This window comes from Mesorhizobium atlanticum (genome assembly GCF_003289965.1).
In the GTDB taxonomy this organism is placed as follows: Bacteria; Pseudomonadota; Alphaproteobacteria; order Rhizobiales; family Rhizobiaceae; genus Mesorhizobium; species Mesorhizobium atlanticum.
On record NZ_QMBQ01000005.1, the window covers coordinates 98,193 to 111,203 of the forward strand.

Annotated in this window: 12 protein-coding genes; 6 read left to right on the top strand and 6 right to left on the bottom strand. The window is 65.6% G+C overall.

Features of this window, described 5'->3' with window-relative positions; translation table 11 throughout:
- Window positions 1–93: 93 nt before the first annotated feature.
- On the bottom strand, window positions 94–861 hold the full coding sequence (locus tag DPM35_RS17775; protein ID WP_112128602.1) for an SDR family NAD(P)-dependent oxidoreductase: 768 nt from the start codon (window positions 859–861) through the stop codon (window positions 94–96).
- 379 nt (window positions 862–1,240) lie between these two features.
- Here DPM35_RS17775 and DPM35_RS17780 point away from each other — a divergent pair, with 379 nt between their 5' ends.
- Entirely contained in the window at window positions 1,241–1,396 is a 156-nt protein-coding gene (locus DPM35_RS17780; protein WP_112128603.1) for a hypothetical protein, read from the top strand.
- Between the two features lie 150 nt (window positions 1,397–1,546).
- Window positions 1,547–2,485, top strand: a complete 939-nt coding sequence (locus tag DPM35_RS17785) for an LLM class flavin-dependent oxidoreductase (RefSeq protein WP_112129071.1) — start codon at window positions 1,547–1,549, stop codon at window positions 2,483–2,485.
- Between the two features lie 2 nt (window positions 2,486–2,487).
- Here the strand turns inward: DPM35_RS17785 and DPM35_RS17790 are convergent, their stop codons facing one another.
- From DPM35_RS17790 to DPM35_RS17800, 3 genes are all read right to left on the bottom strand, one after another.
- Entirely contained in the window at window positions 2,488–3,402 is a 915-nt protein-coding gene (locus DPM35_RS17790; protein ID WP_342633674.1) for a sigma-70 family RNA polymerase sigma factor, read from the bottom strand.
- On the bottom strand, window positions 3,399–3,725 hold the full coding sequence (locus DPM35_RS32855) for a putative quinol monooxygenase (RefSeq protein WP_112128605.1): 327 nt from the start codon (window positions 3,723–3,725) through the stop codon (window positions 3,399–3,401). The genes DPM35_RS17790 and DPM35_RS32855 overlap by 4 nt, the downstream gene beginning before the upstream one ends.
- Before the next feature lie 129 nt (window positions 3,726–3,854).
- On the bottom strand, window positions 3,855–4,529 hold the full coding sequence (locus DPM35_RS17800) for a cysteine hydrolase family protein (protein WP_112128606.1): 675 nt from the start codon (window positions 4,527–4,529) through the stop codon (window positions 3,855–3,857).
- Window positions 4,530–4,782: 253 nt separating this feature from the next.
- Between DPM35_RS17800 and exbB the strand changes: the two genes are divergently transcribed.
- The 4 genes from exbB to DPM35_RS17820 all read left to right on the top strand — a co-directional run bounded on the left by exbB (window position 4,783) and on the right by DPM35_RS17820 (window position 8,731).
- Window positions 4,783–5,736 (top strand): tonB-system energizer ExbB, encoded by a 954-nt coding sequence (gene exbB / locus DPM35_RS17805; RefSeq protein ID WP_112128607.1) that lies wholly within the window; start codon window positions 4,783–4,785, stop codon window positions 5,734–5,736.
- 5 nt (window positions 5,737–5,741) lie between these two features.
- Window positions 5,742–6,245, top strand: coding sequence for a TonB system transport protein ExbD (gene exbD / locus DPM35_RS17810; RefSeq protein WP_112128608.1), 504 nt, complete (start codon window positions 5,742–5,744; stop codon window positions 6,243–6,245).
- Window positions 6,242–7,183, top strand: coding sequence for an energy transducer TonB family protein (locus tag DPM35_RS17815; protein ID WP_112128609.1), 942 nt, complete (start codon window positions 6,242–6,244; stop codon window positions 7,181–7,183). The genes exbD and DPM35_RS17815 overlap by 4 nt, the downstream gene beginning before the upstream one ends.
- A 153-nt stretch (window positions 7,184–7,336) precedes the next feature.
- Window positions 7,337–8,731 carry a multicopper oxidase family protein gene (locus DPM35_RS17820; RefSeq protein WP_112128610.1) on the top strand — a complete coding sequence of 465 codons (1,395 nt, stop codon included), beginning with the start codon at window positions 7,337–7,339 and terminating at the stop codon, window positions 8,729–8,731.
- 52 nt (window positions 8,732–8,783) lie between these two features.
- Here DPM35_RS17820 and DPM35_RS17825 read toward each other — a convergent pair whose 3' ends face one another.
- Window positions 8,784–10,193, bottom strand: coding sequence for an RtcB family protein (locus DPM35_RS17825; protein WP_112129072.1), 1,410 nt, complete (start codon window positions 10,191–10,193; stop codon window positions 8,784–8,786).
- A gap of 1,224 nt (window positions 10,194–11,417) precedes the next feature.
- The gene (locus DPM35_RS17830; RefSeq protein WP_112129073.1) at window positions 11,418–12,977 is read right to left on the bottom strand and encodes a vWA domain-containing protein; all 1,560 of its coding nucleotides are present in this window, start codon (window positions 12,975–12,977) and stop codon (window positions 11,418–11,420) included.
- Between the last annotated feature and the right edge of the window lie 34 nt (window positions 12,978–13,011).

The window sequence follows — 13,011 nt, forward strand, 5'->3', positions numbered from 1 at the left end:
TCTCAGCCGGTTCTGGCTTCACGCAGGGCGTCCCCTCTCCGTCTCGGCTTCGCCGAGCCACCTCTCCCCACTTTCGTGGGGCGAGGAAAAGCCTCAGATCGCCGTGAAAGCGTTGTCGACGAACAAATGCGCGCCGTTGACGAAGCTCGCCTCATCGCTGGCCAAAAACAGCGCCGCCTTCGCCACCTCCTCCGGCTCGCCGATGCGGCCCTGCTGCGCGGCCATGGCCGCGTCGGAGACGTCGACGCCGAGCTTGCCGAGATCGGCCACCTCGCGCAGTCCGTGCGGGGTGCAGATAAAGCCGGGGCAGACGGCGTTGCAGCGGATGTTGCGGTCGCGGAACTCGACCGCAATGGCGCGGGCGAACATGTGGCAGGCGCCCTTGGTGGTGTCGTAGAGCACTTCGTTCGGCGTCGCCGCCACCGCCGAGATCGACGAGGTGCAGACGATCGAGCCGCCGCCGGCGGCGATCATGCCGGGCAGCACCGCGCGCGTCATCAAAAACATCGAGCGGACATTGACGGCATGCAGCCAGTCCCATTCCTGCAGCGTCGTCTCCAGGAACGGCTTTATCACGATCGTGCCTGCATGATTGAAAAGCACCGTGACCGGGCCGAGCTTATCCGTCGCCGCCTTCACCGCCGCCTCGACCTGCGCCTCGTCGGAAACATCGGCCACGAAATGCTCGGCGATATAGCCGCGTTCGCGGATTGCCGCGGCGGTCTTGCCGGCCGCCTCGCCATTGCGGTCGATGATCGCCACCTTGGCGCCTTCGGCGGCAAACAGCTCCGAAGCCGCCCCGCCCATGCCCGTCGCGCCGCCCGAAACGATGGCGACCTTGCCCGCCAGCCTTCCACCCATCTTCGTCTCCCTGGATCCTATGAGCTTGTTTGATGCTAGAGCAATTCCAGGAAAAGTGTGAGCGGTTTTCCGTCCGGAATTGCTTCAAAAACAAAGAGATAGAGCGGTTCGCCGTTTCCGTGAAACGGTGAACCGCTCTAGCGCGTCGGGCTGGGCATAGCCAAGCGCTTGAGCGAGGCCGTTTGCCGCCGAAAAGCCCACGGTTCCAGGCATTTGCCGAGCCTGCCTGCCTCGGTTCCAGCCCGGATATTCCGCTCGAGATCGCAATGAATTACCAGCCCGCGCCTCATCCTGAGAACGTTTTCCCAAAAATCGGCAAAAAATAGCAATCGACAAAGTCTACTAACTTTATAGATTAACCGTCGAGACGGAGGCCGATATGTCCTATATCCAGAACGCTCAGACCGCCCGCAAGGGCCAAAGGCTGATCGCCGACCAAAGCTGGAGACCCGCCTATGGCGGCACCTTCGCCTATCTCGTCTTCGCGCTTGCATTCGTGTTCACCGGCGCGGTGGTGCTCGGGTTGATCCCCTGATTTCAAGGCGGGCCGAGACCCGCCGTCAAACAAGCTGAGTTGCGTAACCGGAGTGGAAAGCTGGCCGAGCGCCGGGGCGCTGTCGTGCGCCCGCGGATTTGGTTCGAAGGCTTTGGAGCGGGGCAAGCCGACGTGATGGAGGAGATGGCAATGCCGATCGAGTTCACGCATGTTCCCGGTAAGGCTGCCAATGGCAGCTTCTTCTACGATTTCGCCGAGACGGCGACCAAATTGTCGCTGATCGAGGACGCCGGTTTTCGCAGGCTGGTGGTGGACGATCCGGCCGGCCTGCTCAACAATATGGACATCGCCGCGCAGACGCTCGAGCGCACCGGTTCGCTGGAGGTGGTGCTGACGCATTGGGCCGGCGTGATCGAGCCGACGGTGGCGGCAAGGCAGCTCGCCGCGCTCGACCGCCGAGGCGGCGGCCGCCTGTCGCTTCGCATGCTGAGCGAGCCGCTGGAAGACAGCGATGCCGAGGCGCGGCCGGTCGGCCACAGCGTGGTTTGGCAGCGCATCGACGAATATCTGGTGCTGCTGAAACGCCTGTGGTCGAACGACAGGCCCTTCGACCATGAAGGCGCCTTCTACAGCATCCGGGGCGGCTTCGTGCCGCGCAAGGGTCCGCATGGCGCCGATCTCGTCATCCGGCTCGGCGGCCAGTCCGGCACCGCGCTGAAGGTCGCCGGCAAGCATGCCGATGTCTTCGAGCTGGCCGCCGGTTCGCCGGACGAGGTCGGGCAGCTGATCGAGCGCGCGCGCCGCGCGGCCGCCGAGCACGGCCGGGCCGGCAAGCTGCGCTTCGCGCTGCCGGTGCGCATCCACGCGGATGGCTGGAGCGGAACCCCGGATCACAAGGCGGTCGAGCTCGCCGGGCCGCCGGCGCGGATTGCCCTGGCGCTTTTGCCCTATGCGGCGCTCGGCATCGAGGAATTCATGATCAGCGGCATCGACCGTCCGGGCGAGATCGCCCGCATTGGGCGCGAAACCATCACGCTGCTCGCGAATTCGTTGGCGCGCCGCGAGCCGGAGGTTCCGCAACCGGGTGCGTTTGCCTCATCCCCCTTTGCGGAACACCGTATAGGTTGAAGTCACGGCGCGCCGGAGTACTCCAGGCCGTCCATCACGTAATCCGCGAACAGGAAATCGCGGATGCCGGCGATCCGGCCGTCCTCCCAATCGATGAGGATGAAGTAGCGCGGCGGTCCATCCGGACGCTCCGGGCTGGTGACCAGGATGGCGGGCCGGCCTTCGACAAGTCCGGTCGCGAAATGCCAATGCGTTTCGTCGGCATAGCGACCGAAATAATTGCCGACAAATTCCTTGCCGTCGGCGCGCAGGCGATTGACCAGCTCCAGCTTGACGTCCTCGGCCAAAAGACCGCGCAGCGTATCGAAATCCCTGGCGTTGAAGGCGACCACATAGTCGCCCAAGCGGCGCATCTCCTGCCGGTCGAGCGCCGGACGGGCCGACGCCATGCGCGGCGGGGCCGCCAGCTTGCGCAAGCTTTCGCGCCCGCGCTGCAGCGCGCCCTTGATCGCCATGTCGGATGTTTCGAGGATTTCGCCGATCTCCTCCAGGCTGTGGCCGAGCACGTCCTTCAGCAGGACCGCGCATCTTTGCGCCGGCGGCAGTTGCATCAGCTCGGCAAGGCTCGCTTCCGCGGCGATGCGAGCGTCCAGCGCCGAATTCTCGTCGGCAATCGTGTCGAGCTCGACCTCGCTTTCGCGGCCTCGCAAGCGGGCGCGCTTGCGCAGGAAATCGAGCGCCGCATTGTGCGCGATGCGAAACAGCCAGGGTTCGGTCCTGTCGGGCATGTCGCCATTCCTGATCGCCACGAAGCCTTTGGCCAGAGCCTCCTGCACGATGTCCTCGCCATCGATGACCGATCCGACCATGCGCGACGCGTAGCGGTGCAGCTTGGCCCTCAGGCCGGCGGCCTCGCGCTCGAAGGCGCGAAGCCGGGCCTCGGTCGTCGCGGCGGACTGATCGTGCAAACCGGTCACGCAACCTCCTGGTCTTCGATCCCGCCCGTATGCGAATAGGTCGTGTGACCCATCATGCTCTCGCCGGCTGCGAGCCCGACGATGCACTTCATGTAGCCGGCGAAACGCGGATCGGCGCGGAAGGCCGCGATGTCGTCGACCGAACGCCATTGCGAGATGTTGGCGACCTTGCTGCCGTCGCCGCCGACGACCACGGATGACGACAGCGAGCCCGGCTGCTTGCTGAAGAAGCTTCGCGTGCCCTCGGCGAGCGTCCTGGCGAGTTCCTGCTGCTTGCCCGGCTTGGCGGTGAAGACGTTGATCAAGGTCACTGTGGTCGACATGGCTCGGCTCCGTTTGTCCTGTGGGCGGAGGCCGTCGCGGCGCTCACACCTGTTACGACCCTCAAGACGAAGGTGGAACCGGAAACGGAACGGTGGGGCGCAAAAATTTCGATGAGACCCCAAACACCTTCAGCGCACGGCGCCCGCAAGCTGCCGCAACGCCGCGATGACGGTTTGCGAGTCGGCCAGCGCGCCAAAGATCCCGTCCTCGACCGTCACCATGTGCAGCGCCGCTTCATGCGCATACTGGTCGCCGCTGGCGCAGGCATCCGAAATCGTCAGACACTGGAAGTTGCGGTCGCAGGCCTCGCGCAACGTGGTGTGCACGCACACATCCGTCGTGCAGCCGGTGAAAAGCAGATGCGTTATGTCCCGCGCACGCAGCACCATCTCCAGATCGGTATAGGTGAAGGCGCTGTTGCAGGTCTTGTCGATGATGACGTCCTGCGGCGCCGCGTCGACATCGGCGGAGATCTGGAAGCCCGGTCCGGAGCGCAGCAGGACATCGGTACCGTCGAGGCCAGCCCGCTTGCGCCGCCATTTTTCGTAAGGCGTCATGTCGGCCATGTCGGCGCGGTAGCCTTGCCTTGTGTGGATGACGACGATACCTGCGGCGCGCGCCGCGGCAATCAGCCGGTTCACCGCCGGCAGGATGGCTCTCAGCGGCGACGGGTCATAGCCTTTCCTGGCAAAATAGCCGGTCGGCGACAGGAAATCCTCCTGCAGATCGATGACCAGCAGCGCGGTATGTTGCGGCACCAGCCTGCCGTCATAAGGGAAGTCGAATGGTATCGCCTTGATCATCCGCGGTCTCCTTCTTCGGTATCGAACATAGCCTGTCGCGCATGCGGCGGAAGTCCCTCTGGTGACGGCCGGCGCGCGCCGAAGCGATCGGACAGCGGCTTCGCCGGATTTGTTGGCCTGGATTCCGATCTTAATCTTGACTCTCAAAGTCATGTTTTATACTCAGTCGGCGGCGCATGGCGCAAAGCCGTGGCCGAGGTTCGCACCAGCCGACAATCCGCCGGCTCGTGCCATGACAAAGCGAGGACGAGACTTGTCCCGGAGCGTTCTGTTCGCGGCGCTGGCCGCATCCCTGATCTTTTCGGCTGGGATAGTCGTGGCTGAGCCGCAGCCGGCGACACCGCTGGCCACCCGTCCGGCAGCGGCCGGCCCCGCGCCTGCCGCATCCGCCGCCAATCCACCGCCCGCGGCGCAAATACCGGTTGAAGCCGTGCAGGCGGGCACAGGCATCCAGCCGGCTCCGAACGGTGCCGTCGGTGAAGAGCCCTCCATCTCGTTGACACTGCCGCATGACCTCTCGCCGTGGGGCATGTTCATGAATGCCGACATCGTCGTGAAGGCGGTCATGGTCGGGCTGGCCTTCGCATCTCTCGTCACCTGGACGATCTGGCTTGCCAAGTCGCTGGAGGTCTTGGGCGGCAAGCTCAGGGCTCGGCGCGCCGCCGATGCGATCGGCAATGCCGCGACGCTGATGCAGGCCCGGCGGGAACTCGGTCATAGCGGCGGTCCGGGCGCGCTTCTGCTGCGCGCGGCGGAAGAAGAACGGGCGCTTTCGGCCGGCGCGCTCGACCATGTTTCCGGCGACGGCCTGAAGGAACGTGTCGCCTCCAGGCTTTCGCGCATCGAGGCGGCGGCGGCGCGGCGCATGTCGCGCGGCACCGGCCTGCTCGCCACGATCGGTTCGACGGCGCCCTTTGTCGGCCTGTTCGGCACCGTCTGGGGCATCATGAACGCCTTCATCGGCATCTCGCGGGCGCAGACCACCAACCTCGCCGTCGTCGCGCCTGGCATTGCCGAGGCGCTGCTTGCGACCGCCATGGGCCTGGTTGCGGCCATTCCGGCGGTGGTCATCTACAACGTCTTCGCGCGCTCGATAGCCGGCTACAGGCAGATCCTCGCCGATGCTTCCAGCGGGGTCGAGCGGCTGGTCAGCCGCGACCTGGACTTCCGCGCGGTGCCGCCGGCGACGGCCATGGCGGCGGAGTGACGGCGATGGCGGCGCGGATTCGCGAGACTTTCGGCGACGATCTCGAGGAAAATCATGACATCAACGTCACGCCGTTCATCGACGTCATCCTGGTGCTCCTGATCATCTTCATGGTCGCAGCACCCCTCGCCACCGTCGACGTCAATGTCGACCTGCCCGGTTCGACGGCAACGCCCGCGCCGCGCCCCGAAACGCCGCTGTTCCTCACGCTGAAAAGCGATCTCACGCTGGCGATTGGCAATGACAGCGTGCCGCGTCCGGCTTTTGCCGCCGTGCTCGACAGCCGCGCCAAGGGCGACAGGCAGACACGCATCTTCCTGCGCGCCGACAAGACGGTCGGCTATGGCGATCTGATGGAGGTGATGAACCTCTTGCGCGCCGCCGGCTATCTCAAGGTCGCGCTGGTCGGGCTCGAAACCACGGGCGGCGCCGGCGGGCAGGCTGCGCCAGGAACGCCTGCGGCTGGCGCGAATCCTGCCCCGGCAGCCGGTAGCAGCCCGGCGCGATGACGGTCGCCTCCCTTTCCCGCATGTCCCAGCCGCGCTTCGGCCCGCGCGAGGCCGGCCTGTGGACGAGCGCCGCCGCGATCATTCTGGCCGCGCATGTGGCGGTCGCCTACGCGGTGCAGAATTTGAGTTTCGCCGACATGCCCGATGGCGGTCCGCCGCCGGCGCTGGCGGTCGAGATGGCGCCGCTGGTCGTCGCGCCCACCGTGCCCGAAGAGGCTGCAATGCTGGACACGGTGACACCGGGGCCGCCCGATGCGGCGGAGGAGACGGAAAAGCCTGCCGACGTGAAACCGGTGACCGACCCCGCGCCGGTGGTGGAGCAGGCAGAACCGGTCACCGAACAGCCGCTCGACGACACGCAGGAGGCTGGACGGGCCGTGCCGGCGGAACAGGCCGTCGCGGCGCTGAGCGAGCAGCCGCCGCTGAACGAAGTCGTGCCCGACCCTGTCGAGGCGGTCGCGCCCGATGTCGTCATTCCGCTACCGCAACCGAAACCTGTGGAAGCCGAGGTGAAGGCCGGGAAGAAGTCGGGAGAAAAGCCGAAGGAACGGGTGAAAAAGGCGCCGACGTCCAAGGCGACGACCACCGCCAGCATCGACGCCAAGCCGGCGGCGGCGCCACAATCCGCGAACGCGGCGCCGCGCTCGAGCGTCAGCTCGTCGCGCTGGAATTCCAGCCTGGCGGCGTGGATCAGGCGGCACACCCGCTATCCGAGCGTGGCGCGCTCCAGGCGGGCCGAGGGCACGCCGAGCGTGACTTTCACAGTGGATGCATCGGGGCGCGTGGTCTTGGCCCGGCTGGCTCGATCCTCGGGCGACGGCGATCTCGATCGTGCGGCGCTCGGCGCGTTGCAGGGCGCATCGGTGCCGGCGCCACCGGCGGAACTCGGCGCCCGCGTCACCCGCACCGCGCCCTTCGTCTTCAGCCTGCGCGATTAGGGAAATATCAGGAAAGCTGCGCGGCGGCTTTCCATGCCGGATACTATCGAACGCTGAACCGCTCTAACGCCCGGGGCGGCGATCTGTCCGTTTCGGGATGAGCCCGAATGATGATAAAGCCTGAGGCAACCACTCATCTATTCCAGGATTCCCATGTCGGTCCTCACACGCCGCAAACTCCTGCAGGGCGCCGCGGCCGCCGGCGCGGCCGGTATCGGCCTCTCGGCCGCCGGCAAGTTTGCCGGCTGGGCGGCGGCGAAGCCCGAGCCGCTGGTCCTGAAGACCGCCAGCACCGAGGCGCGGCTGATGGACGGGGCGCCGACGAAGAATGTTCTGACCTATGGCGAGGCAGGCCCGCCGCCGGTCGTCAGGATGAGGAAAGGCGAGCCGTTTGCCGCGCGCTTGGTCAACGGGATCGACGATCCGACGACCATCCACTGGCACGGCATCCGGGTTCCCAACAAGATGGACGGCGTGCCGTTCCTGATCCAGCCCTATGTCTATCAGGGCGACCATTTCGACTACACCTTCACCCCGCCCGATGCCGGCACCTTCTGGTACCATCCGCATTGCAACACGCTGGTCCAGATGGGCCACGGGCTGACCGGCGTGATCGTGGTCGAGAACCCGGGCGATCCGGTCTTCGATGTCGAGATGGTCGTGAACCTGCGCGACTGGCGGCTTGGCGACGACGGCCAGTTCATCGAACCGTTCCGGCCGCGAGACGCCGCCAAGGCGGGCACTTTCGGCACGGTGCGCACCGCCAATTGGCTCGACCAGCCGCAATTCGACGCGCCGGCCGGCGGGCTGGTGCGGCTTCGGGTGGCCATCACCGACGTCACCCGCATCTACGCCTTCCGCGTCGACGGCGCCGAGGCGACGGTGATCGCGCTCGACGGCAATCCGGTGCCGCAACGCTTTACGCCGGATGCCTTGCAGCTCGGGCCTGGCCAGCGGCTGGAACTAGCCATCCGCATGCCTGACGAGGAAGGCGCGATCGTCAGCCTGCGCGACGTCCGGGGCACCAAGCCGAAGGTCGTGGCGACGCTGCGCTCGGTCGGCAAGTCGCTCAAGCACGATCTGCGCGATCTCGGCCCGCTGGAAGTCAATCCGGTGGCGGAGGTGGACCTTTCCAGCGCCAGGCGCATCCCGCTGGCGCTGAGCGCCACCGCGGAAAACGTTTCGGCCGACAGCGTCTGCGGCTCGCTCGGCTACAGCTTCTGGGCGATCAACAAGGTGCCGTGGCCGGGCGACACGCCCGACCCGACCGCGCCGCTCGCCGAACTCAAGCTCGGCCAGAGCTACATCATCGACATGGAAAATCTTACCCCGCACGCGCACCCGATCCATTTGCACGGCATGAGCTTCAAGGTTCTGTCGTCCTCGACCAGGCCAGTGCAGCCGCTCGTCTCCGACACCTACCTCATCCAGCCCGACGAGAAAGTGCAGCTCGGCTTCGTCGCCGACAATCCCGGCGACTGGCTGCTGCATTGCCACATCATCGAGCACCAGAAGACGGGCATGACGAGCTATCTTCGGGTGGCGTGAGAAACACTGATGCGGATGCGGGCATTCCTGCCCGCATCCTCGATGATCGCGGTTACTGGCGGCGCGCCTCGCCTTCGCGCCGCTCCTTCTTCTTGCGCCAGGGCGCGTTGGCTTCCCAGTCGCCGGCCATGATGCAGCCGTAAGGCAGCACCTCGTCGACGATGTCCGCCAGGCCGAAATGCTCGATCTGGCGCCGCATCGAAGCCGCGTTCTTGTAGGCGCTGGGCAGCTCCGAAATATCGGTCACCCCGCTGAAGAACCGGGCGTCGATACCTTTGGTCTCTTCGGCGAAGATCTCGGCGTCGCTGCGCCCAACCTGCATGCGCCGGTGCTGGCTGCGCGAAAAATTGCGCCCGGCGCCATGCGGCGAGAAGCCGAGCCCGTTTTCGGCATTCTTGCCGCGTACGATCAGCACCGGCTCCGCCATGTTGAGCGGGATCAGCGTCAGATCGGTCGCGTCGTCGGCCCAGCCGTCGAAGGCCGGCGTGGCGCCCTTGCCGTGGTAGAACAGCCCGTCCGAGCGGCGGAAGACGAAATTGTGCTCGTTCCAGAACCGGTCCGAGACCTTCGCCGACAGCTTTTCGGCCGCGAGATCATGGATGAGCATATGGTTGCCCTTGGTCCATTCGCGGATCACCTGCAGAGCCTCCCAATACGCGTCGCCCTCCCGCGTGTCGGCCGGGATCCAGGCGTTCTGCGGCAAGGTCTCCGGCGACAGCGTCCGGCGCACGCCCTCGGCGATCTTCATCCCCTTGGCATAAAGCCTGGCCCCTGGCGCGCGCGACCCGTGATGGGTCACCAGAGCCGTCTCGCCGCTCGACTTCAGCGTGCCGACATAGGCGAAATGGTTGCCGTCGCCCTGCGTGCCGAAATGCTCGATCGCCGCGCTCTTCAGGTCGCGCAGCAGCTCATTCGCCTCGAAGCGCTGGAAGAGTGCGTCCGCCGGCCGGAACTGCTGGCCGCGCTGGCGCCCGCCTGGCCCGAAATGGGTCACGGCATGCACGGCGTCGAGCAGCGCGGCGGGCGCCACGCCGGGAAACACCGAGATCGCCATCGAGCAGCAGATGTCGGCCGAATGCATGCCGGGATGGATGGCTTCGGACACGGCAACGCCGCCGACCGGGATGGTGCCTGGCGACCCCGCCGGGCAGGCATCCGGCATGACGGCGCCGGCACGAACCACGGGCGTGCGCATCAGTTCGGTCATGCTGCGCGTGACCGCCTCGACATTGTCGGCCTCATGCTGGTTTTCGGCCAGGATGTTGAGATGCAGCGACAGCGCGCCGCTCGCGTGCAGCGGCATCGCCGGCGGCGGCGCGAAAGCACGCGCTGCCTCGATCGCATCCGCATGCGACCCGCCCTTCTCCAGCACGTCATTGGCCGCCACGAGCGCCCGGGCAAACCACTTGCCCTGCCGCATTCCGGCGTCGATCAAATCCTGTCCGCTTACGATCTCGGTCATGTCCTTCACTTTCGGTCGGTCGTCATTTCAATCAAAGGACGGCAAGGGTCACGAGACGCTTTTCCGCCACTTCGCAGTGTCTTGCGAAGGAGGGACACGAACCCTCACGCCTCTCGGCACCCGCTCTCGGCGTTCACTTCCTGAGCAGGCTACGTCTACCTGTAGTCCCGTAGCATTCGTCCTCGATGGTCTGGCGACAAGGGGCGGCAAGACAATTTACTGAGCTACTTTCCACCCGAAGGATGGAAGGGGTGGCTTGAACACCCGACCTTCCACGACATCCGTCGCGGACGCTCTATCCTGTAGTCCTGCCTGCATTCGCCATTCGTCATTCAACTCTCAACTGCATTCCATAGCCGGGCGACAAGTCGATGCGAGAAACCGATCGATCCGGGGATCGACGGGTGGATTTGAACCACCTGGCTACCAGATGTATTCCCGCAGGCATTCGCCCTGTCCGATCGGCTGGCGACAAGAATCGGCAAGACGACGCTTGACTGCGCCACCCCGCTCCGAGGAGCGAGGGAGTGATTTGAACACCCGACCTCCCGCCTTGCGGCGGGCGCGCTACCTGTAGTCTTGCCTGCATTCGCCATTCGTTTTCTTTTGTGCCGCGGCGACAAGGGATGATGAAACACCGGGAGTCCCGCTCGTGCCAGAGAGCGCCAGCAAGGTGAGGAGTCGAACCTCACGGAGCATCCCGTTCATGGAGCTGTAGTTCCATCCGGCATTCGCCGCGGCTTTGTTCAAAGGTCATGACGGCAAGGTGTTGGTGAAACGTTTCCCGCTTAACCATTCGGCCACGCGCTCGACGGAGCGCGGCGGGAATCGAACCCGCACGAGGAGCACCTGAAGCTGTAGTTCCACCGGCATCAGTCATGCCTTTTGTTCAGTTTCCTTTCTTCTCAAGGCTCGATAGGAGCCGTGCAAAAGTCGTCGGGCATGACGACAAGAGTGATGAAACATCTCCCTGCCTCGCGGCAGGGTCCTGCTCTAACCGCTGAGCTACGGGTCCATGGCTGCCCTCCTTCGCTGAAGCTTCGGAGGGCATCCTGCTTCGTACGAAGGCTTGGACTTGTCCTGCGAAGCTCGAAGAGCGAAGCAGGAGGGCGGACCCGGCGGGATTCGAACCCGCGACCTGGAGGGTAACAGCCTGTAGTTCCATCGGCATTCGTCATGCCCTTGTTCTTGCGGTGCCGGCGGACGCGCCGCCGGCACCCTTCTTCAGAGCTCCACCGCCTCGATCGTGCGCACCCAATGGTCCGGGTCGCCGCCGGAGGCGAGCATCGTGCCGACCACATCGAAGACGCGGTCAGAGAAGCCGCCGACATTCAGGATGTCGGCGCGGCCTTTCGCCTGCGTCGTCGCGTAGGGCTGGATGTCGATGCAGACCAGCTTGGCTCCCGGGTTCAACCCCTTGAGCTTCTGCCACTCCTGCATCGTGGCCGTGCCCTGATGCGCGTTCTGCGTCGCGTCCACCCAGGACTGGTTGTCCGAAACGAACACCACCAGGTCGACCTTCGCCTTCTCACGCACCAGCCGCGCCAGCGGCGCCGAGCAGTTGGTTCCGCCGCCGCCGATGGCCGCGAGCTTCGCCGCGTTGGTCATCACCGTGTCGCGAGCGTTGAGGTGGACGTCCACCACATCGTTCTCGAACGGCAACACTCGAGCCGTCGGGTTGCGGCGCAGCAGCGCGGCCGCCACCAGGGCAGCCACGTCGATGCAACGCACGGCCGAGGTCGCGCCCTTGCGATAGCCGGTCGCCGGCGAGGCCATCGAGCCCGAAACGTCGGGGCAGACGACCACATTGCCTTCGACCTGCGGCACGTTGCCGAGCGCGACTTCCATCGCGTCCTGCAACGCATCCCTGACCACGCCGGGCACTCCTGCCTCGGCCATGGTGAAGGCAACCATCAGCTGGTACGGGAACACCCTGGCGCGCCGGACCTCTTCCGGATCGCTGAGGCGCGCCGCGAGCTTCTCGGCAAAGCCCTCCACCTCGAACACGCCGTTGCGCGCGAAGCTGTTGAGGTTCTGCCGCAGCATCTGCCAGCCGGCCGTCTCGGCGATCTGCACCCAATGCTCGCGCGACAGCGGCATCGAGGTCAGCATCTGGAAGGGCACTTCCGGCACCGGCAACGACGGATCGCGCTTGAAGGCCTCGAAGGCCTTCACCACGTCCGGCAGCGCGGCGACGTCATGCGGCTTGCCGATGAGATAACCGTAGAGCGCTTCACGCGAGGCCGAAGCCGGCTTGGGGTGAACCATCTTCACGACATCGGCCAGCGACGGGTCGTTGCCGACCGCCGCGCGCATGATCTCGAAGTCCGACGCATGCTCGAGCCACGCCTGGACAAGGCGCTTCGGCCGCGAGCCGAGCGACTTGCGCCCGGTAGCGCCGGAGCGCATCACCTGCACGAAGTTGCGCAGCATCTTGCCGTTGCGCACGATCCGGACAAAGGCGCGGTTGAACTCGTCGCCCTGCATCAAGGACAGCGCGGCCAGCAAAAGCGCCGGCATGTCCTTCATGTAGCCCTGCTCGAAAGCATGGACGGCGGTCTTCGCCAGAAAGGCCGGCTCGACCTGCCAGACAAGCTTCAGCACCTCGTCAAGCTGCTCGCGTGGCTCGGCGTAGAAAGTGGCGTTGAACGTTCCCGTCGCCGCCAGCTGAGCCAGGGCCTGCTCGGGCGACAGGCGATAGGCCTGGGCGCCCTCATGGTTCCTGGCGTCAGCCGGCGGGAGCAGCTTTCCTGCAAACGTCGCAAACACGGATTTGTTTGCCATTGTCGTGATCCTTTTTGTCAACGCCAGGATCATT

What these genes read in the sequence shown, in the direction of transcription:
- DPM35_RS17780 (WP_112128603.1), top strand. Translation starts at nt 1,241, where the DNA reads ATGTCCTATATCCAGAACGCTCAGACCGCCCGCAAGGGCCAAAGGCTG.
- DPM35_RS32855 (WP_112128605.1), bottom strand. Translation starts at nt 3,725, where the DNA reads ATGTCGACCACAGTGACCTTGATCAACGTCTTCACCGCCAAGCCGGGC.
- DPM35_RS17825 (WP_112129072.1), bottom strand. Translation starts at nt 10,193, where the DNA reads ATGACCGAGATCGTAAGCGGACAGGATTTGATCGACGCCGGAATGCGG.
- DPM35_RS17815 (WP_112128609.1), top strand. Translation starts at nt 6,242, where the DNA reads ATGACGGTCGCCTCCCTTTCCCGCATGTCCCAGCCGCGCTTCGGCCCG.
- DPM35_RS17785 (WP_112129071.1), top strand. Translation starts at nt 1,547, where the DNA reads ATGCCGATCGAGTTCACGCATGTTCCCGGTAAGGCTGCCAATGGCAGC.
- DPM35_RS17820 (WP_112128610.1), top strand. Translation starts at nt 7,337, where the DNA reads ATGTCGGTCCTCACACGCCGCAAACTCCTGCAGGGCGCCGCGGCCGCC.
- DPM35_RS17830 (WP_112129073.1), bottom strand. Translation starts at nt 12,977, where the DNA reads ATGGCAAACAAATCCGTGTTTGCGACGTTTGCAGGAAAGCTGCTCCCG.
- DPM35_RS17800 (WP_112128606.1), bottom strand. Translation starts at nt 4,529, where the DNA reads ATGATCAAGGCGATACCATTCGACTTCCCTTATGACGGCAGGCTGGTG.
- exbD (WP_112128608.1), top strand. Translation starts at nt 5,742, where the DNA reads ATGGCGGCGCGGATTCGCGAGACTTTCGGCGACGATCTCGAGGAAAAT.
- DPM35_RS17775 (WP_112128602.1), bottom strand. Translation starts at nt 861, where the DNA reads ATGGGTGGAAGGCTGGCGGGCAAGGTCGCCATCGTTTCGGGCGGCGCG.